Raw genomic sequence first — 19,394 nt, forward strand, 5'->3', positions numbered from 1 at the left:
ATGGCTCATTAAATAGTTTTTCTTTCTTACAAAAATAATTATATCATTGTCTTTCTGCTTTTCAATATAAGTCAATCCTTCTTAACAAGACCTTTATACAGTCTCACTTTATGCATCCATACTTCCTTTTTCTATTGCTGTTACAATTTTGAATAAAACAAGCTTATACATGAGCTTCTTCAGATTTTCCCTGTCTTTATTTTCATCTCTGTAAAGTCTCCCTAGTTCCTCATGCTCTTCCAGGCTTTTTTCAATCATATCATTATAAATAATCGTGTCTACTACAGTTTGTAGTAATTTACTTTCTTCTGGCATAAAGGGTATCATCGCTTTTAATAGCTGTGCTTCCTTGCATAAATTTTGTTCACAGCTTTGTCTATAACCATCTAATTGTCGTTTCATCTGAGATATGTATTTCTTGTCCATATATCCCCATATCAATCCCGCTATTTCTGTTAAATCCTGTTCTAAATTCACGACTAAATTCTCATTCTCCATATGATCACTCTCTTATTAACGAATTCATTAGTATTTTATTCTTTAACTCAGATAAAAATAACCATTTCGGTTCTAATCTTCCTCAGAACTATCATACATTATAAAAGATACCCTAAATGGAGGTTTTGTATGAGCACTCTAGATCGGGCTGTAAATAATGATGTATTAATGATCTCTAAATCACTTCTTCCTTACCTAAGGGCAGACCGTCAAAGGCCTGTAGCTGTTCTTATTAAGGCCATGGAGTTGATGTATACGATTAATTTATATTCCAGTGAGGATTTTGTGCGTTCAATGAGCCGTTCACAAGAGACCGGTTGGGAAAAAAATTTTCTAACGGATGTTAAACAAAATCTTTCTAGCGATAAAGCTTATTTTATAGATGCTATTTTAAAACTTACAGAAGCCAGAGACTTATTAAGCCCACGTAGTACTACTGATGGTTTAGATGAACCTACTTATTCCTTGCATGCTAGTGACTCTGGTATACCTGAAGATGCACCCCTGGCGCCACCGATTACACCTTCTGCCACTTCAGCAGAAACACAAAGTGCTTCACCCAATCCTAGTCAAATCATAGATAAATTATCTCCTTTACTAGATCCTAGTCAAGTTCAATTATTAAAATTACTTTCCGGTTTTATGAAATAAACGATGATATAAACTATTCTTAAAGGAGGTAAACGATATGAAGCTTTCTGAAAACCCTGCTTTTCAAGGTGTTGATCAAGATTTTGTTAGTCGTTTAGAAACTATTTTGTCCAGTGCAAATTATAAAAGTAATGTAGAGGTATTGGGTCTTCTTATGGCTATTTCTAATGAAGCCAATCAAAAAAATATCCCCTTTACTCCTGAGATGCAACTTGCTATACTTCAATACTTTAAAAATCAACTTCCTAAAAATCAAAGAGGACAATTTGATGCTCTCGTTAAGATGCTTTCTTCAAAAAAAGGCTTTTAACAAACATAGTATTGCTCTATAAAATAAAGGTGCTAATCTTTCATAGCACCTTTATTTTTTCTATTTTATTAAAGAACCTTTATAAGCTTCCTTTTATTAAAATGGTATCTCATCGTATATATTCATTCCTATTGTTAAACACACATAAAAAGTAATGATTGCTAATAATAAAGTAGAAAATACAAACCCTTTACTGAAGACTCTTCTACCCTTTTGTTTTTTTCTAGCTTTCTTTTTTTGTTTTTGCTCTGCCATGCACTTATCCTACCTTATCTAAAACTTATCATTCTTATCCTAAATAGATAGTTCTTATTTTGCAAGCAAATCATAGTATGGTCATATTTTATTTGCAATTTGTTTACTTTCTATAACGTTCTATTTCTAATGGTTCATTATTTGAAAAAAGATGAGGATTAATGGCTAGCATGTCATTAAGTAACGCTGCCACTCCCTGAGTCTCGCAAATACGAACTGTAGCATCGCCAAACTTTCCTAGGTGCATCACACCTTTTTCCTTAAAATAATCATCTACTTTCCAAAAATATTCTGACCAATGATCACCACAATGTCTTCTAGAAGGCACTGATAGCTCTTCTCCCTTTTCATTAATAACAACTAATGGCTCCATTTCATCTGTCAGACGTCCTTTAATATCTACCCACTCTTCTACGCCGTGTATAAAAGTATTTCTTCTAAGGTCCACTCCTAAAAGCATAATCTGTGCATTTCTATCTAATAATTTTCCCCAAGGAGACTGTCTTGCACAAGGCGTATGCCATAACTCATTATCTTTTATAAAATCTTCTTTATCTTGTCCTATGGCAGCTACTGAATGTGTAGGATGTAGCGATCTTACAACACCTGGCCTTTTTCTAAATAACTCTGGCAAAATGCCTACACATACCTCTGAATGAACTACATCAAATTTAGGATTTTCTGCATTAATATAAGACCACGTATGGGTAGGCAAGACCAATAGCCCTTCCTTCATGTAAATCATTAAGGCGTCTAATACGGTGTCAGCACCACCTTCTACTTCTCCTATACTCTTCATAGAAGAGTGAACTAATAAGGTGCCTCTTGGATTAATCTTTAATTTTTCTAGTGCTTGCAATAAGTCTTGCTTTGTGTAAGCCATTATTATCTTATCCTTTCTACTAGGTATAATATGTATCTTATGTCTACCATATCATGAGTCACCTTACTTAGCAAACTTTTCTAGCTATTCATTAAAATACTTTATATTTTTACCAAAAATTCTTCATCTTTTTCGGCTCTTTGACAGTTATTAATCCTTGTATTAAGATGAGTAATAAGATTAACACAAAGGAGCCTTATTATGAAAAAGTCAAATATATTAGTCATAGGAAGCTTAAATATGGATTGGATTATTGAAGTGGATCATACCCCTATAGCTGGTGAGACCTTACTAGGCCATTTTGCAAAAGAAGTTCCTGGTGGTAAGGGGGCTAATCAAGCTTATGCTGCTTCTAGCTTAGGTGGTCATGTGACTATGCTAGGCGCTGTAGGCAAGGACCCTTCCGGTGAAAAGCTCCTACAAAGCCTTCAAAAAGCAGGTGTAAATACCTCTCCTATTCAAGCAAATTCAGAAACGGGCTCTGGTATGGCCATTATCTATCTTAATAAGATGGGTAATAATTCTATCGTAGTACTCCCTAATGCCAATAACACAGTAACAAAAGAAGTGATCATGGCTCATGATGAGCTCTTTAAAGTAGCCGACATTATTATGCTACAATTAGAAATTCCTTTAGAAGCTGTCTATGAAGCTGCTACCTTAGCACACAAGTATCATAAGACCATTATCCTTAATCCAGCACCTGCCATTAGTCATTTACCTAATGAAATACTAAGTAAAATTGATTATATAACCCCTAACGAAACCGAATTGAGCACTTTAACAAATCAACCTGTTACTACAGTAGATGATGCTATTATTGCTGCACAAACTTTACTTCGCTCTGGTGTTAAACATGTCATTACGACTTTAGGTGAAAAAGGCGCCGTTTTAGTCACACTAGAAGAAGCTCGTCACTTCCCTGCACTCAGTGTCAAGGCAATCGATACAACTGCTGCTGGAGACTCCTTTAATGGTGCCTTAGCTGTTTATCTTGCTGAAGGAAAATCCATTGAAGAAGCTATTGTCTTTGGTAATCAAGTGGCTGCTATAACAGTTACTCGTGAAGGTGCTCAAAGTTCAATTCCTTTCCGAGAAGAAATACTACCCACTACAGAAAACTTATAAAATTTTATGATAATCTCATATCTATTTACAAAGTAAAAAGACATGTTACTTAGAAGTAACATGTCTTTTTACTTTGTATTTTATTATTTAGCTACAAGGTTAACAATACGTCCTGGAACATAAATTTCTTTAACCACCGTCTTACCTGCTAACTTATCAGCAATAAGCTCTTTTGCTTTTGTAATTGCTTCTTCTTGACTTGCTTCTGGAGAAATCATCATACGTGCAGCAATTTTTCCTGTGATTTGAACAACGATTTCTACTTCATCTTCTTTCATTTTTTCTTCATCGTAAGTTGGCCATGTATTTTCAAATACGCTGCCGCTTCCGCCTACTTTAGCCCAAAGCTCCTCACTAATATGTGGCACAAATGGTGCTAAAAGAATAACAAGAGCCTTAAGTGTTTCATTAGCAAGGCCTCCTTGTTTCTTTTGAAGGTCAAGAAGCTCATTAGTGTATTGCATGAAACCACTTACTACTGTATTTAAGTTGAAGTTTTCCATACGCACTGTAATATCGCGAATAAGTTTATGGCGAATTCTTTCCATATCTTTTGTTTCTGCTACTGCAGTGTTTTCATCCACTAATTTCCATACTTTATTAAGGAAACGGTAAACCCCTTCAATACCTCTATCATCCCATTCAGAATCAAGTTCTGGTGGTCCAATGAAGAGTTCATACATACGAAGTGAGTCACAGCCATATTTCTCAACAAGCTCATCTGGAGAAACAACATTTCCTTTTGATTTACTCATTTTAGCGCCAGCTTTAGTTACCATACCTTGGTTGAAGAGACGTTTGAATGGTTCTTCAAAGTCTACTACTCCAATATCAAATAAAAATTTAGTATAGAAACGAGCGTAAAGAAGGTGAAGAACAGCATGCTCGATACCACCAACGTACATATCTACTGGTAGCCATTTTTTCATATCTTCTTTGCTAATAAGCTCCTCATCATTGTGTGGGTTTGGATATCTTAAGAAGTACCAAGATGAACCAGCCCATTGTGGCATTGTGTTTGTTTCACGTTTAGCTGGACCACCACATTTTGGACAAGTTGTGTTAACCCACTCATCAATAGCTGCAAGTGGAGATTCACCTGTACCTGTTGGCTCATAGCTTTCTACATCTGGAAGACGAATTGGAAGGTCTTCTTCTTTAACCCCTACAATACCACAGCAGTCACAGTGAACAACTGGGATTGGTTCTCCCCAATATCTTTGACGTGAGAATACCCAGTCACGAAGCTTGTAGTTAGTTGTTTTCTTACCAATATTTTGTGTTTCAAGGAACTCTGGAATGGCTTTTTTAGCTTCTTCAGATGGCATGCCATTGAAATCTCCTGAATTAATCATGACACCAGCTTCTGTGTAAGCCTCAGTAAGCTCTTCTTCTTCTCCTGACTTAGAAATAACCTGGATGATTGGTAAATCAAATTTCTTAGCAAAAGCAAAGTCTCTATCATCATGAGCTGGTACACACATGATGGCACCTGTACCATAGTCAGAAAGTACATAGTCAGAAATCCATACTGGAATTTTTGCTCCATTAAGAGGATTGATTGCATATCTACCTAAGAATACACCTGTTTTTTCTTTGTCAGCCATACGGTCTACTGATGATTTTGTAGAAGCATCAAATACATATTTTTCAACTTCAGCTTTTTGGCTTTCTGTAGTAAGTGCCATCACTTTTGCATGCTCTGGTGCCATTACCATAAAGCTTGCCCCATAAAGTGTATCTGGTCTAGTGGTGAAAACTTTAATCTTTTCATCTGTACCTTCGATTTCGAAGTCGATTTCAGCACCATAGCTTTTACCAATCCAGTCAGCTTGCATCTTTTTAACTTTTTCTGGCCAATCAAGACCATCTAAGTCATTAAGAAGTCTTTCTGCATAATTTGTAATTTTAAGCATCCATTGACGAAGGTTTTTCTTCGTAACGGTACTGCCACAACGATCACAACAGCCTTCTTTTACTTCTTCATTTGCAAGACCTGTTTTACATGATGGACACCAGTTGATTGGCATCTCTTTTTCATAAGCAAGTCCATTTTCAAACATTTTAAGGAAAATCCATTGTGTCCATTTGTAGAACTCTGGATCTGTTGTATTAACTTCCTTATCCCAGTCATAAACAGCACTGATATCGTGAAGTTGACGTTTGAAGTTTGCAACGTTTTCTGCTGTAGCAATAGCTGGGTGTACTTTCTTTTGGATGGCATAGTTTTCTGCTGGAAGACCAAAGGCATCCCATCCCATTGGGTGAAGGACATAGTGGTTTTGAAGAATTTTATAGCGGCTCCATACATCTGAAAGTACATAACCTCTCCAGTGACCTACGTGAAGACCATTTCCTGATGGATATGGGAACATATCTAAACAGTAATAAGGCTTTTTACCTTCTGTTTCAACATTAACTGGGTGCTCTTCCCAATGTTTACGCCATTTTTGTTCAATCTCTTTGTGATTGTATTGCATTGTTTTGCCTCCTTAGGTATTGTGTTTAAATCACTATAACATGTACAATTACTATTTATAATAGTGGCTATATAGTGATGTTTTTCCTTTAGTAAATAGCATCAAAAAAACCTTCCGACTCTTAGATATTCCAAGAGACGAAAGGTTCTATTTCCGCGTTACCACTCTTATTTGCAGGGAATCCCCTACACACTCAAACTTCTATAACGGGAAGACCCGCCATGACCTACTATGAGTTCAGCCTGGAACTTAGCGACGAGTTCACAAAATCCATTTTACTACTTCACACCACCCAGTAGCTCTCTGATAAAACGACTTTCCTACTACTTCGCATCATTGTTTTTAATGTATACTATTTTTATAAGGCAAATTTTATCATACTTAATGATGAAAAGCAACGGTTTATTGAGGATATTAACATAATGTAGTACACTTTATTCTTCATTTTCTTCTTCGTTTTTCTCTAGTGTCCTTTTTTTCTTATTATTTCTTTTATAAAGGTTAACACCAATTAGTATAACAGGGATAATTATGACAACAAAAGGTAGAAGTCCTGTAACTAAAATGATGAGCCCTTTACCTATTTCCATTAAGGTATTCATAGAGCCTTTAAACACTTCTTCTACTTGCTTACCAAAGGTTGGATCTACTACTTCTTCCTCTACTACTATTTCTTTTACTTCTTGCACTTGAATAGAAAGCGTACCCATATCTACTAAAGCATCATAGTGCTGAAGTGTACCACTTAGATTTTCTATTTCATAAGTAACATTACTAACTTCTTGTTCTAATTCAAATAGTTCCTGAAGCGTCCCTGATTTCTCTAGAAGTTTTAGTAAACGGTCATATCTTGCTTTTAATGTCTTTAACCTGATTTCTGTATCTACATAAGCACTTGTCACATCTTCACTATTGCAAGATAAGTAAGATACATTACCAAATTCACTTCCCCGATTGACAAAAACATCAAACTGGGCCTGTGGCACTCTCACTGTTAAAGTAGCTGTTCGGTTATTAGAATCCTTATTGTAAAAGCTACTTCCTTGAATATTCGAACTTTCTATGTAACCCCCTAAGCTGATTACACAGTTCGTTAAGCTTTCAACCGTTTGACCAAAGTGCTCTGTTTGAATCTCCATATTTCCTGTTTTAATCACTTTACGATTATACGTTGAGGTGGTATTAATTTTCGGATTCTCACCAGTATACCCCGCTGCATCTTGGACTGCTTTTTCTTCGCTAGTAACTGAAGATTCATTGCTAGTATAGGCTGCTTCTTCTTGTGGTGCTGCATAAGCATTCTCAGCAGGTACAGCAGCTGTTTCACTTGCAGACTTACTACCACAGCCATTAACTAATACCATGCTACTTATTCCTACTACAAACATTAGTTTTTTAAATTGATTTCCCCATTTTTTCATCACTTGACTCCCCCTCAATATTTATTTAATTCTTTAGACGTAAAAAGAACAACTGAGTTCCCCATTTTATTTAAATTTTCAAAAATATTTTATTTTTCATTAGGGATTCCACTTGCAACCCACATATATAGAAGTGTAAAAACAAATTAAATAACTTCCCTCGGCATAATCACCGCAGCATCAACCTGAGGAACTGACCGGGTCGACCAAGTCTCAATCTATTGTTATAGGTACCTCTGGCTCTAAGGAAAATGTTCACTTGTGCGCTGACAGGGAGGCGCCACTTATAAGTTATCGAGTGCGTTTTTATATCTATAGCAGTACCAACAAACAAAGTTTCAAACCAGAGTCTTAAGGCCTAAGCTTCCTCTCATAAAGGTGCGCCGGCTAAGACTTTTAAGAGCTCCTCACTCATTGGTTTAGCTTTCATAATACCTAAAGTATACCTCTTCTTATAGCATCTATATGCTGAGGAGCCATTATTATGCCTTTGATGAGGCTTACTGAAGGAAAAATGAAAGTTAAACTAGAGTCTGGGAGACAAAAAGGGAATCATGCATGTATGCCAATGTCATTAAGTTAACATTGTGATAGAAACGCATCCCTAGGAAAAGAAGTTGAAGATTTATTTCTTCAGCTTCTTTTTCTATTTCCAGGTACCACAAATAGACAGATTTGCATCTGCCTCAAAATTTATATTCTTTTACAAAAATTTATGCTACTCTATAAAGGAAGCCATGAAAAATCTTAACAATTAAGTTTCGTTCCCTATGCCTATCAGGTCTTATAGGAATGAGATTTTTTGCAATTATGGCTTCTACATCAGGTGATGTTGCTTTTCCATGATAGAATAACCTACACATATGCACTGCAACTGAGAAATTTGCTTTATATGTATGCTTTCTTTGCTTTTTTTCAATGACTACGTGGGAGGTAATCATTTCTGCAAAGTTATACATTATCATATGTGCATAGATTTCTTGTTGGATACACATCACCTTTTTTGAATGAAAATCTAACATTCCAATCGTATATTTCAAATCTCGAAAAGATGTTTCAATCTCCCAACGAGAAGCATACAGTTTTTTTACCTCATCAGGAGGATACTTTTCACTATTTAGATTTGTAACTATTGTTTCATAGGAAGTTTCTGAAATAGGAAATCTCACTATTCGGAAGTGTAATTCATAGAATTTAGCAGGTTCAGATTTCTTGTTTTTAAGTGGTAAATAATCAAACGGTTGGGCTGAAGAAACACTTCGATAATGATTTTTGTCTTTGAAAAGTTCTTTGACTGCATTCGTTTTCTTTCTTGTAAGTTTTAAAGAAATATCAATATCAAAACAGTCTGTTTTGGGTAAATCCAATCCATTCTTTATACCATTAATTCCATCTTTGACACGAATAAGAAAGAACCATCCTTTTTCTTGAATGTGAGCCATGCTGTTGAAAGATTCATAACCTCTATCAGCTATCACGAGTGCTTTAGGAATTTCAGAACGATCAACCATTTCTTGTAGAGCGTTATGTTCATTCTTTTCTTTAGATTTTTGTATTATCACATCATGATAAATAGAATAATTTATATTATACAACGCATTTATATGCAGAAGATTATATGATTTTCTTCCATCTTTTCCAGAATGAAATGAATTTAAATCATCAGGATTGGTAGGAATCTGTACATCAGACCCATCAACAGCAAGTATGGGCATATCTTCATTAAAGTTATCTATAAGTTTACTTGAAAAGCCGTCAAATATCTTCTTAAACGCTTCGGGCTTTATCTTTTTCCTCTGCTGAACAAACGCAGAAGAAGTGGGTGTATCTGCAGATGCACCAAATAGATCTAATAATTCGTTTGTAAGGCTCCCACTTCCCATTCCAATAATTCCAGCTAAAATTTTATTCATGGGCAATTTTCTTTTGCGTAAAAAATCACTACCTGGATTGGTACAATAATCTTGCGGATTGTCAGCTAACTTTTGGATTTCATCTACTAAAAGCTTTTTAATTTGTTTGGGTTTCATATGTGTCCTCCTTGTAACTAAGTTTCCTTTAATTACAAGGGCCGCTCTCACTACCTCTTTATTCAATCAGTAGTGAGAGCGGCCACACATTTTCTTTGTCTTGTCAACTACTTTTTCAAAAAAAGATCTCTATACCATTTGATTGGTATAGAGATCTTTTTTCGTCATCTTAACTTAATGACATTGGCATGTATGCATGGTTCCCTTTTTGTCGTTTAGTTGATTTCAATCTTAATGTTCTACTCTTGTACTTGATCCTTAAAAACTACCTCTACTGATTCTACTTCCTCACAGCCCCTTAAAAAATTAAGGGCTGCTTCAGCTAATGCTCTATTACTTAATTCCCCTTCAAAATTATCTTTAAAATCTTTATCTATCTCTTTATCTTCTATTTCAAAAAATGCATTCACCCACTGCATCCATCCTGGCCTCCTAGCTTCTGCTGTACCCTCACTAATCAACTGGACTGGATTAATATCTTTGCGGCGATAAATGCCTAGAAAAAAGCCTATCAGTATCATATTGCAAACCAAGTTAGACCCTCCATAGGAAACAAAAGGCATATAAGCGCCACTTACACTTGGAAGAAGCCCTAAGTTTAAGAGTATACTCAATATAAATTGTACACTGAATAAGCTACTAATACTGATTAATAAATCATGTCCATACCCTTCTCTCACCTTAGCTGCTGTTTTAAAGCATCTTATAAGAAGTCCTATAATCATACACACCAAAATAATAGCTGGTAATATTCCCAAAACACCAATCATAAAATTAAGGATATAATCCGTAACCCCCATGCTTCCATAAGGTGATACCACTTGCGCTACTCCTGATTGCTCTAATGTATAAAATAAACCATCATTTCCTACAAGACTTGCACCCTTACACATATTTCTAAGCTGTATCGTAAGCCATCCATCTTCCATAGGGTCAATACTAGGATTGAGCCAAGCCCTTATACGATCCACCCGTTGAGGGGCCTCTATTATCTTTTTAATAAAGAAGGTTCCCGCCACTCCTAGTATAGTAATCCACACGATGAAATGATGCTTTTTTATCGATATCAGCTTTAAACAGTTAGGATAATGTCTATAGAAAATCCCCACTAGCACAATAAAAACGATTATCCCTTGAGCAAGATTCCCTCTCACATAAAATATTGTAGGAAGCATCATCAGCACGAATAAAAGCATAGCGCCAGGCTTTCCTTTCTTACTCCATTTTCTTGCTAATCCTATATAACTTATTATAATGAGTGGGGAGACTAATACCGCTGTTTCAAGCTGAAAAACACCTATTCCTAACCATTTTTTTGCTCCATGGAAGATACCTATTCTTATCCATTTTTTTGCTCCATTTAATTCATATCCCCATAAAAAAGTTAGGATAAGTAAAACCAGTGCTACTACATATAAAAGTAACGAATATTTCTCTATCCTTTTATAATCCATAAAATACATACCTATTAAACCAACAGCACCTATTACTATACAGATAAATTGCTTGTGCAAGTAACTTGTCCCTTGCATATATGTACTAAAATAATACTCATAAGTAAACATAGTAATTAAACTAATTCCCAGAAGACCTACTATAAGTAAGACTGTAGGCCACTCTAACCTCGGCTTATGCATTTTGTGAAGACTCTTACCGATCTCCACGCTCTCTCCCATTTGTCTTACTGCTTCTTCATAAGCCTTATCCTCTGTGTATCCTTCTTCCTCCATTAATGTTTCCTTTAAAGATTCAATATGGTCATTTAATTCTTGAGCTATTTGAGGATGCATCTTTTTATATCTTACTTGCTCTAATACTTCTTTAAGAAAAGCATCTACATAATGGTTCACTAAGTACCCCTCCCCCTATTACCTTTCTTACACCTTCAGAATAAAGCTGCCACTCTTCTTTCTTCTCTTTAAGTCCCTTTTTTCCTGCTTCTGTAATGCGATAATATTTACGCTTTCTAGCCGACTGGGTATCTTCCCAATAAGCCTCTATCATCCCTTCATTTTCAAGAGCATGCAAAATAGGATACAGGGTTCCTTCCTTAAGTGTAAAAAGGTTGTCGGTTCTTTGCTCTAATGCTTTAGTGAGCTCATAACCATACTGGTCCTTCTCATTTAATAGTTGTAAAATGAGTAAGGTAGTTGTTCCCTTAAGTAATTCTTTGCTAATCGCCATCTCTATACCTCCCATTACAATACATCGTAAATCTATGTATAGATTACTATATCTTTTCAAAAAATGCAACAGTTAAAAAAAGTCTTAGTTTTATGTACTGAGAAGACGCTTTATATCTTTTTTAGGAAATAGATAGACATTATAAAAGTTCAACTAGAGTGCATATTAAAAAACAGCCACTCTAAGAAGATTAGCTGTTTTTTTGTGTTTCTATAACTTAAAGAAAAGCGTAGCAATATTAAAATACACTAAAATAGAGCATGTATCCACAATGGTTGTAATTAATGGTGCTGCCATAATAGCTGGATCTAACTTACATTTTTTAGCGATAAGCGGTAAGATGCATCCTATCACTTTTGCCATAACGATTGTACATACTAAGGTACATCCAACGACTATAGCTAATGTTAAATCACGATACATTAAAAATATTCTAAGTCCATTAACAGTGGCTAATACCATACTCACTATTAATGAAATACGAAACTCTTTAAAAATAACCTTAAAGAAATCCTTGAACTTAATCTCATCCAAAGCTAACCCACGAATAATCAATGTAGAGCTTTGTGACCCACAATTGCCTCCTGTATCCATCAACATAGGAATAAAAGCAACTAGTAATGGAATAGTGGAAAAGGCTCCTTCATATGTGGTAATAATGGTACCAGTAATAGTAGCAGATAGCATAAGCACTAAAAGCCATAAAATACGATGTTTTGCATGATTTAATACAGAAGTTTCAAAATAGCTTTCTTCGCTAGGGCTCATAGCCGCCATCTTAGTCATATCTTCTGTTGTCTCTTCCTCTATAACATCCATAGCATCATCAACGGTTACAATTCCTACCAGATACTGCTCTGTGTCTACTACAGGTATAGCTAAAAAGTCATATTTTCCAAACATCTTAGCCACATTTTCTCGGTCCTCATGGGTATAAGTCCAGATGACATTGGTCTCCATAATGTCTCCAACCTTATCTTCATCCTTTGACATTAATAAATCTTTAACTGATACTAAGCCAATAAGCTTGCGGTTTTCTGTTACATAACATGTATAAATCGTTTCTTTGTCTATTCCTTCTGTACGAATACGTTCAATTGCCTCTGAAACACACATATCTTTTTTTAAATGAATATATTCAATAGTCATCATGCTTCCAGCACTATCTTTAGGATAGTTTAGAATAGTATTAATACTATTTCTAGTTGCTTCATCTGTATTTTTCAAAATACGTTTTACCACATTTGCCGGCATTTCTTCAATAATGTCTACTGTATCATCTAAGAACATTTCATCCATTACTTCTTTAAGTTCTTGATCTGTAAGACCCTCAATAAGCAATTTTCTCGTTAAACTATTCATATAAGAAAAAGTTTCTGCTGCTGCTGCTTTATTAAGTAATCTAAAAGTAATAAGTAATTGTCTTTCCTCTAATGCTTCTAAAAGCGTTGCTAAGTCTACAGGATTCATCTCATGAAGCTGCTCTTTTAAAGTAGAAAAATCCTTTTGATTGATTAATTGTAAAATGATTTCTTTATTCATTTTTTGTCCTCCTCTTTACACTTTGAATTTATATTCATCCTGTAAGCGCAAGACATGTTCTTCATAAAAAATACTAATTCTTCTATATCGGCCAAAGAACGGATGGTTTCTTAGCCACATAGAATCTCTTCTTTTTCCTATTCCGATTTATGCCCTGCCCACTACATTCACCATCCATTCTCCTCACCTCTCTTTTATCACTTTTATTTTGGCAAATAAAAAACCACGCCAAAGCATGAACACTGGCGTGGATCTATATCAATCATCACTTTATAATAGAGTCTAATTCTACTATACTACCGTTCAAACTTTAGCTTCACAGGGCGCAATGACTGGAGTCATCTTGAAATTGCATTAGATTATGCCTTGGATTCGACATAGCCTGCTAACCAACTAATAGTGTCTCCACTATTTCGCGGCAGCAATCCTTATCCTTGTGGTAACCTTATCTACCGGACTATTCAATTCTCTTCCAATCTATACTTAAAAGCCATCTTTGTCAATGTTATTTTATGTAAATCTCTTTATTTCTTTCATCCCCAATCCTTTCCCCTAACAGTCTTATATAATCATCTTTTATATAATATAGGCGTTTATACCTTGCATATCAACTTTATACCATAAATCACTTGTCCCTACTAAATCAACACTCTGCACTGATTCTTTAGCATAGACCTTCTTAACAAGAGATGAACTTGCTGTAGGGTTTGATCTCACATTAAGTACATTTACTAAAATAGCGCTTTATTAGATTAATCTTATACTATTTGACACCGTAAATATAAAGCTTTAGATAACGCTCAAACAACCTTATTTTAACTTATATGAATGATAAATCATCATTACAGTCTGTATAAGCCAAAGGAATCCTACAGGTAAACAAATAACAGGACTCACTTCTAATCCCATAATCAAAAACCAACAAACTACAAACACAATCACGTACATGACTATCATGCCACTCATCGTTTTAAAACTTGCTTTTCCTGTTTCGATTTTCTCACATTCGTCTAACTTATCAAAATAGTCTTTTTTGAAACCTGAATTCATAGGGTCTGAATCAAGCTCAGGCCTTACTTTCTTTATAAGCGAGATATTCGCTACCTCTCCCATAAAGGCTAACATCGCATTCATGATAAACAATACAAAATACACAGATGCCAAATCTTTTTGTAGATTCACACCAAACGCTGTGAAGTTGAGAATCGCACACACTGTAGAAAAAGTCATCACAATGCTCATTTTATTTTCATTTTTATCAAATAAAGAGCCTTCATCATTGCTATAACCATCTTTTTTTAATAAATTGTTAAAATAAAAATATCCCACCATTCCAATAATGCCACATACTAATGCAATCCAGTAAAGGTTTGGAGCAAACTGATTAAATGCTGCCTTAATAGCTGTTGGCTCACTCCTATTCATCAGTATTTGCATGCCACTTCCTAGTATAGCACCACCTAAACCACAAAGTGCAATCACCCCTAAACCTTTTCTCCATTTATAATCTCTCATACTTCTTCCTCCTCCCAACTAAACAAATCTTCAACTGTCTTACCAAAAATCCGTGCAATACGTAGTGCTAATACCACCGATGGATGATAATCTCCACGTTCAATGCTACTGATAGTCTGTCTTGATACCCCACACAGTTTACCAAGTTCCGTCTGGCTAATGCCCTTCTCTTCACGATACATCTTCACACAATTTAGTAATGGCATAATCCACCTCCTTTTGACAACTATTCTTGTCATAATTACATTATATTTTTGACAACTATTCTTGTCAATGACAAATTAACTTGTCACTAGAAAAAGATTAGCCACTACATAGAAAATATTTTCCATTATAAATATAAACTTATAAAGATATACTACATTTAAGCACGCTTATAATCATATCACCTGTTATTTAGGAGGGATTCATATGGCTAGTTATACTGGTACTGTTAAATGGTTTGATAATGAAAGAGGCTATGGTTTTATCTCAACAAATGATGGGCGAGATGTCTTTGTCCATCATTCTAAGGTAAAAGAAAAAAACTATAATAAAGATTTACATGAAGGTGAAAGTGTGAATTTTGATATCATTCAAAATGATAAAGGTTTAGCTGCCTCAAATGTTCAAAAAATATAATTCAAATTAAAAGGAGTATGTCATGCATAAAGTTCACTATAATGTATCAGGTTTACAAAATTCCGAGACAAAAACTCAAGTCAAAAATGCACTAAGTAAAATAGATGGGGTTTCAATGGTTAATGTTGATTTAGGTGAATGCTCTATAGAGGTAGGCTTCAACGATTCTACCAATGAAAGCACCATTAAGGCATGTATCGAAAACACTGGCTGCCAAATCGAATAGTAAGAAAATATTAAAAACCTACAATCACTATAGATTGTAGGTTTTCTGATTCTATATCTAACTTACTATTCCTATATCATCTTTATTCTGATACTAATACTTGACGCACGGTTTAGGACCCCCTCTAACAATTGCTTGTTGTTACTACACTAAGGGCGATAGCATAATCGTATGTTCTTTCGTCTCCCATTATATCTAAAGAGAAGTAAATTGATATTAGAAAAGTAATGGTTTTCAGGTTTATTAATAAAATGTTTTATTATAGACGCCATTTTTAAGAGTACTTTGACAATTCTCCACTATATATGTTTAACTTATCTATATGAAGCACTATTAAAGGTCTTCTAGATAATATACAAATTTTATACAAAAAGGAAATTAAAAAATGAAAATTGGATTTGATAATCATCGGTACCTAACTATGCAATCTGAACACATTCGCGAGCGTATTAGTCAATTTGGTGACAAACTATATCTAGAGTTTGGGGGGAAGTTGTTTGATGACTATCACGCATCACGTGTACTTCCAGGCTTTGCTCCTGATAGCAAACTTCAGATGCTTATGCAACTATCGGACCATGCAGAAATCATCATTTCTATCAATGCCGCCGATATCGAAAATAATAAAGTAAGACATGATCTAGGTATTCCCTACGACCAAGACGTTCTACGTCTTATTCAAGTCTACAGAGAAAAGGGGCTATATGTTAGTAGTGTAGTGATTACACGTTACACGGGACAGGCCTCTGTAAATATGTTCCAATACAAATTAGAAAACATGGATATTAGGGTATATCATCACTATTCTATAGAAGGTTATCCTAACAATGTATCTCACATCATCAGTGATGAAGGCTATGGCAAAAATGATTATGTAGAAACAACTCGTCCATTAGTTATTGTTACTGCACCAGGACCAGGTAGCGGTAAGATGGCTACTTGCCTTTCTCAATTGTATCATGAAAATAAACGTGGTCTAAAAGCTGGATATGCTAAATTTGAGACTTTTCCAGTTTGGAATCTTCCTCTAAAGCATCCTGTAAATTTAGCTTATGAAGCAGCCACAGCGGATCTTAATGATGTCAACATGATTGATCCTTTCCACTTAGAAGCCTATGGCATAACTACAGTAAACTATAACCGCGATGTTGAAATTTATCCTGTACTAGCAGCCATGTTTGAAGGTATTTATGGCAGTTGCCCATATGCGTCTCCAACAGATATGGGGGTCAATATGGCCGGCAACTGTATTATCGATGATGAGGTATGTCAAGAGGCTTCTCACCAAGAAATCATCCGTCGTTATTACCAGTCTATGAACCGCTTAATCAAAGGTGAAGCTACCAAAGAGGAAGTATACAAAATCGAACTATTGATGAAACGAGCTAAAATCACTACTGATGCTAGGTTGGTTGTACCTGTTGCTAATGCATTAGCTGCTGAAACTGGAGCTCCTGCTATAGCCCTAGAGCTTCAAGACGGCAGCATTGTCACTGGCAAGACTGGTGATCTTCTCGGTGCTTCTTCTGCTGCTTTATTAAATGCAGTTAAAATACTAGGAGGCATTGATGATGCCATTCATCTTATCTCCCCTGACTTTATAGAACCCATTCAAACCCTAAAAACGCATTATTTAGGTAGTAAAAATCCTCTCTTACATACAGACGAGGTTCTAATTGCACTTTCTATGTGTGCTGCCACTGATCCAAATGCCAAATTAGCATTAGAGCAACTTCCAAAACTAGCTGGCTGTCAGCTCCACGCTACTGTAGTCTTATCTCCTGTCGATATGAAGACTTTCAAGAAGCTTGGCATTGAGCTTACCACTGAAGCAGTTTATAAGAACAAACCTCTATAATGCTTTCTCCATTACTTACACCCGGTAGATTGCTCTCATACTGGGTGTAAAAAAGAACTGGGCACTTATTTTAGTGCACCAGTTCCTTATCAACTATCTCTTTTCATATGCCGCTACTGCTTTATTGTATTCATCAGGTTCTGCAATCTCTTCTATAATCACGTCTCCATCTTCAGCATTATAATAACGGTAAATATATACGCCTTCTTTAATTTCATCCTCTTCAATTAAAGACACCGCCATATACATTTTGCGTCTCACCTCAAAGGTATCCATAATTGCAAACTCTCTCTCCGTTCCATCTGATACAGGAATACTGATTACTTCATATTCATTCATTACATCGTCTCCTATTATTATACGCTAATCTTTAAGTAACATTATATTCTACTGATAAAACAATTGCAATTATGCCATTCTATTTCTTAAAATCAATCATTTCTTCTTTATCTAAATAAACAGTGGTTTCACCAATCTGTGTCTGAGCAATAACCTTTCCTTTTCTTATAGAATAAGCTACTGGTACTTGTCTTCTTACGGCATCATACCCATTCTCTGCTGGAAGAATAATGAGGTTAGCCGGTTTGCCTTCTTCAATGCCATATTGATCTTGGATATTTAATGCTTTTGCACTATTTTTTCCGATAAGCTTAAGGCTTTCATTAATTTGGCCATAACCCATGATTTGGCAGACATGTAAGCCCATATGAAGCACTTGAAGCATATTGCCTGTCCCTAATGGATACCATGGGTCAAAGATATCATCATGACCAAAGCATACATTAATATCTGCTTCTAGCATTTCTTTCACTCTCGTAATCCCACGACGTTTTGGATAAGTGTCAAAACGTCCTTGTAAGTGAATATTCACCAGTGGATTAGCTACGAAATTAATGCCTGACATTTTAAGCAGCCTAAACAGCTTATAAGCATATGCTCCATTATAAGAATGCATGGCTGTTGTATGACTTGCTGTTACTTTATGTCCCATTTGATTTTCATAAGCTTTAGTAGCAACTACTTCAATAAAACGTGATTGTTCATCATCAATTTCATCACAATGTACATCAATTAAAACATCATATTTTTTCCCTAGCTCAAAGATTTTTTCAATAGAGGCTACCCCGTATTCTCTAGTAAATTCAAAGTGTGGGATGGCGCCAATAACATCTGCCCCTAATTTTAAAGCTTCTTCTAGGAGCTCTAATCCATCAGGGTAAGATAAGATTCCTTCTTGTGGGAAAGCAACGATTTGCAAGGTTACGAAGTCTTTTAGCTCTTCTCTTAGTTCTACTAAAGCTTTAATGGCTGTTAATTCTGGATCTGTTGTATCTACATGGGTACGAATAAACTGAATCCCATTAGCCACTTGCCATTTAATGGCTTGTCTTGCTCTATTTTTAACGTCTTCTTTATTTAAAGCTTCTTTTCGCTCTGACCAACATTGAATACCTTCAAAAAGTGTCCCGCTTTCATTCCATCTTGGCTCACCTGCTGTCAAGGTTGTATCTAAGTGAATATGTGGTTCTACAAAAGGTGGTACCACAAGCCATCCTTTTGCATCAATGATTTCTTCATGCTCTCCTGCTTCTATCATAGGAGCAATTTCAGTAAAGCACCCATTTTCAATTTTAATATCTACTAACTGAGCCTTATCTTCTAATTTCGCATTTTTAATAATCATATCGTTTCTCCTTATCTATTTATTAATTGACTGATTCATTTCCTAAAGAACTTACTACTATTTATTTTCCTCTTATCCTTCATCTCTATACTATTTAGGATATAAGTA

Annotated in this window: 20 protein-coding genes, 1 riboswitch and 1 other annotated feature; of the genes, 6 read left to right on the forward strand and 14 right to left on the reverse strand. The window is 35.4% G+C overall.

Going from position 1 to position 19,394, the window contains the following annotated elements; translation table 11 throughout:
• Positions 1-108: 108 nt before the first annotated feature.
• On the reverse strand, positions 109-498 hold the full coding sequence (locus tag QTL86_RS10880) for a hypothetical protein (protein WP_013656347.1): 390 nt from the start codon (positions 496-498) through the stop codon (positions 109-111).
• Between the two features lie 129 nt (positions 499-627).
• On the opposite strand from QTL86_RS10880, the gene QTL86_RS10885 reads away from it, so the two are divergent.
• On the forward strand, positions 628-1,149 hold the full coding sequence (locus QTL86_RS10885; RefSeq protein ID WP_127066045.1) for a hypothetical protein: 522 nt from the start codon (positions 628-630) through the stop codon (positions 1,147-1,149).
• A gap of 37 nt (positions 1,150-1,186) precedes the next feature.
• The gene (locus QTL86_RS10890; RefSeq protein ID WP_410497191.1) at positions 1,187-1,459 is read left to right on the forward strand and encodes a hypothetical protein; all 273 of its coding nucleotides are present in this window, start codon (positions 1,187-1,189) and stop codon (positions 1,457-1,459) included.
• A 96-nt stretch (positions 1,460-1,555) separates the two neighbouring features.
• On the opposite strand, the gene QTL86_RS10895 is transcribed toward QTL86_RS10890, so the two are convergent.
• On the reverse strand, positions 1,556-1,714 hold the full coding sequence (locus QTL86_RS10895) for a hypothetical protein (RefSeq protein ID WP_013656344.1): 159 nt from the start codon (positions 1,712-1,714) through the stop codon (positions 1,556-1,558).
• 103 nt (positions 1,715-1,817) lie between these two features.
• Positions 1,818-2,597, reverse strand: a complete 780-nt coding sequence (locus tag QTL86_RS10900; RefSeq protein WP_127066043.1) for an AAC(3) family N-acetyltransferase — start codon at positions 2,595-2,597, stop codon at positions 1,818-1,820.
• Positions 2,598-2,798: 201 nt separating this feature from the next.
• Between QTL86_RS10900 and rbsK the strand changes: the two genes are divergently transcribed.
• Complete coding sequence (gene rbsK / locus QTL86_RS10905) at positions 2,799-3,725, forward strand: ribokinase (protein ID WP_127066042.1); 927 nt, start codon at positions 2,799-2,801, stop codon at positions 3,723-3,725.
• A gap of 83 nt (positions 3,726-3,808) precedes the next feature.
• Here the strand turns inward: rbsK and leuS are convergent, their stop codons facing one another.
• From leuS to QTL86_RS10950, 9 genes are all read right to left on the reverse strand, one after another.
• Positions 3,809-6,205 carry a leucine--tRNA ligase gene (gene leuS, locus QTL86_RS10910; RefSeq protein ID WP_410497192.1) on the reverse strand — a complete coding sequence of 799 codons (2,397 nt, stop codon included), beginning with the start codon at positions 6,203-6,205 and terminating at the stop codon, positions 3,809-3,811.
• Positions 6,206-6,335: 130 nt separating this feature from the next.
• Positions 6,336-6,551, reverse strand: a binding site (T-box leader).
• A gap of 88 nt (positions 6,552-6,639) precedes the next feature.
• Positions 6,640-7,626 carry a DUF4349 domain-containing protein gene (locus tag QTL86_RS10915; protein WP_127066040.1) on the reverse strand — a complete coding sequence of 329 codons (987 nt, stop codon included), beginning with the start codon at positions 7,624-7,626 and terminating at the stop codon, positions 6,640-6,642.
• Positions 7,627-8,339: 713 nt separating this feature from the next.
• Complete coding sequence (locus QTL86_RS10920) at positions 8,340-9,656, reverse strand: IS4 family transposase (protein WP_410497193.1); 1,317 nt, start codon at positions 9,654-9,656, stop codon at positions 8,340-8,342.
• 239 nt (positions 9,657-9,895) lie between these two features.
• Entirely contained in the window at positions 9,896-11,506 is a 1,611-nt protein-coding gene (locus QTL86_RS10925; protein WP_410497195.1) for an FtsW/RodA/SpoVE family cell cycle protein, read from the reverse strand.
• The gene (locus QTL86_RS10930; protein ID WP_013656338.1) at positions 11,478-11,840 is read right to left on the reverse strand and encodes a PadR family transcriptional regulator; all 363 of its coding nucleotides are present in this window, start codon (positions 11,838-11,840) and stop codon (positions 11,478-11,480) included. The genes QTL86_RS10925 and QTL86_RS10930 overlap by 29 nt, the downstream gene beginning before the upstream one ends.
• A 210-nt stretch (positions 11,841-12,050) precedes the next feature.
• Positions 12,051-13,382: a magnesium transporter gene (gene mgtE / locus QTL86_RS10935; protein WP_127066038.1), complete on the reverse strand. Its 1,332-nt coding sequence runs from the start codon at positions 13,380-13,382 to the stop codon at positions 12,051-12,053.
• 287 nt (positions 13,383-13,669) lie between these two features.
• A riboswitch (M-box (ykoK) riboswitch) is annotated at positions 13,670-13,846 on the reverse strand.
• A 112-nt stretch (positions 13,847-13,958) separates the two neighbouring features.
• Positions 13,959-14,099, reverse strand: a complete 141-nt coding sequence (locus QTL86_RS10940; RefSeq protein WP_190283549.1) for a hypothetical protein — start codon at positions 14,097-14,099, stop codon at positions 13,959-13,961.
• Positions 14,100-14,192: 93 nt separating this feature from the next.
• Positions 14,193-14,897, reverse strand: a complete 705-nt coding sequence (locus tag QTL86_RS10945) for a DUF3169 family protein (RefSeq protein WP_410497196.1) — start codon at positions 14,895-14,897, stop codon at positions 14,193-14,195.
• Positions 14,894-15,103, reverse strand: coding sequence for a helix-turn-helix transcriptional regulator (locus QTL86_RS10950; RefSeq protein ID WP_127066036.1), 210 nt, complete (start codon positions 15,101-15,103; stop codon positions 14,894-14,896). The genes QTL86_RS10945 and QTL86_RS10950 overlap by 4 nt, the downstream gene beginning before the upstream one ends.
• Before the next feature lie 205 nt (positions 15,104-15,308).
• Here QTL86_RS10950 and QTL86_RS10955 point away from each other — a divergent pair, with 205 nt between their 5' ends.
• From QTL86_RS10955 to QTL86_RS10965, 3 genes are all read left to right on the forward strand, one after another.
• Entirely contained in the window at positions 15,309-15,518 is a 210-nt protein-coding gene (locus QTL86_RS10955) for a cold-shock protein (RefSeq protein WP_127066035.1), read from the forward strand.
• 22 nt (positions 15,519-15,540) lie between these two features.
• Positions 15,541-15,744, forward strand: coding sequence for a heavy-metal-associated domain-containing protein (locus tag QTL86_RS10960; protein ID WP_127066034.1), 204 nt, complete (start codon positions 15,541-15,543; stop codon positions 15,742-15,744).
• Between the two features lie 385 nt (positions 15,745-16,129).
• Positions 16,130-17,602 (forward strand): DUF1846 domain-containing protein, encoded by a 1,473-nt coding sequence (locus QTL86_RS10965; RefSeq protein ID WP_127066033.1) that lies wholly within the window; start codon positions 16,130-16,132, stop codon positions 17,600-17,602.
• Between the two features lie 93 nt (positions 17,603-17,695).
• On the opposite strand, the gene QTL86_RS10970 is transcribed toward QTL86_RS10965, so the two are convergent.
• Positions 17,696-17,941, reverse strand: a complete 246-nt coding sequence (locus QTL86_RS10970; protein WP_127066032.1) for a DUF1292 domain-containing protein — start codon at positions 17,939-17,941, stop codon at positions 17,696-17,698.
• Between the two features lie 79 nt (positions 17,942-18,020).
• Positions 18,021-19,286, reverse strand: a complete 1,266-nt coding sequence (locus tag QTL86_RS10975; RefSeq protein WP_410497197.1) for a cytosine deaminase — start codon at positions 19,284-19,286, stop codon at positions 18,021-18,023.
• Positions 19,287-19,394: the final 108 nt, after the last annotated feature.

Source organism: Cellulosilyticum sp. ST5 (genome assembly GCF_046529625.1).
Classification (GTDB): Bacteria; Bacillota; Clostridia; order Lachnospirales; family Cellulosilyticaceae; genus Cellulosilyticum; species Cellulosilyticum lentocellum.

Excerpts from the sequence above, each read along its gene's own strand:
- QTL86_RS10920 (WP_410497193.1), bottom strand. The coding sequence starts at position 9,656 with ATGAAACCCAAACAAATTAAAAAGCTTTTAGTAGATGAAATCCAAAAG.
- QTL86_RS10945 (WP_410497196.1), bottom strand. The coding sequence starts at position 14,897 with ATGAGAGATTATAAATGGAGAAAAGGTTTAGGGGTGATTGCACTTTGT.
- rbsK (WP_127066042.1), top strand. The coding sequence starts at position 2,799 with ATGAAAAAGTCAAATATATTAGTCATAGGAAGCTTAAATATGGATTGG.
- QTL86_RS10960 (WP_127066034.1), top strand. The coding sequence starts at position 15,541 with ATGCATAAAGTTCACTATAATGTATCAGGTTTACAAAATTCCGAGACA.
- QTL86_RS10965 (WP_127066033.1), top strand. The coding sequence starts at position 16,130 with ATGAAAATTGGATTTGATAATCATCGGTACCTAACTATGCAATCTGAA.
- QTL86_RS10930 (WP_013656338.1), bottom strand. The coding sequence starts at position 11,840 with ATGGCGATTAGCAAAGAATTACTTAAGGGAACAACTACCTTACTCATT.
- QTL86_RS10950 (WP_127066036.1), bottom strand. The coding sequence starts at position 15,103 with ATGCCATTACTAAATTGTGTGAAGATGTATCGTGAAGAGAAGGGCATT.
- QTL86_RS10895 (WP_013656344.1), bottom strand. The coding sequence starts at position 1,714 with ATGGCAGAGCAAAAACAAAAAAAGAAAGCTAGAAAAAAACAAAAGGGT.
- QTL86_RS10975 (WP_410497197.1), bottom strand. The coding sequence starts at position 19,286 with ATGATTATTAAAAATGCGAAATTAGAAGATAAGGCTCAGTTAGTAGAT.
- QTL86_RS10885 (WP_127066045.1), top strand. The coding sequence starts at position 628 with ATGAGCACTCTAGATCGGGCTGTAAATAATGATGTATTAATGATCTCT.
- QTL86_RS10900 (WP_127066043.1), bottom strand. The coding sequence starts at position 2,597 with ATGGCTTACACAAAGCAAGACTTATTGCAAGCACTAGAAAAATTAAAG.
- QTL86_RS10915 (WP_127066040.1), bottom strand. The coding sequence starts at position 7,626 with ATGAAAAAATGGGGAAATCAATTTAAAAAACTAATGTTTGTAGTAGGA.
- QTL86_RS10970 (WP_127066032.1), bottom strand. The coding sequence starts at position 17,941 with ATGAATGAATATGAAGTAATCAGTATTCCTGTATCAGATGGAACGGAG.
- mgtE (WP_127066038.1), bottom strand. The coding sequence starts at position 13,382 with ATGAATAAAGAAATCATTTTACAATTAATCAATCAAAAGGATTTTTCT.
- QTL86_RS10880 (WP_013656347.1), bottom strand. The coding sequence starts at position 498 with ATGGAGAATGAGAATTTAGTCGTGAATTTAGAACAGGATTTAACAGAA.
- QTL86_RS10955 (WP_127066035.1), top strand. The coding sequence starts at position 15,309 with ATGGCTAGTTATACTGGTACTGTTAAATGGTTTGATAATGAAAGAGGC.
- leuS (WP_410497192.1), bottom strand. The coding sequence starts at position 6,205 with ATGCAATACAATCACAAAGAGATTGAACAAAAATGGCGTAAACATTGG.
- QTL86_RS10890 (WP_410497191.1), top strand. The coding sequence starts at position 1,187 with ATGAAGCTTTCTGAAAACCCTGCTTTTCAAGGTGTTGATCAAGATTTT.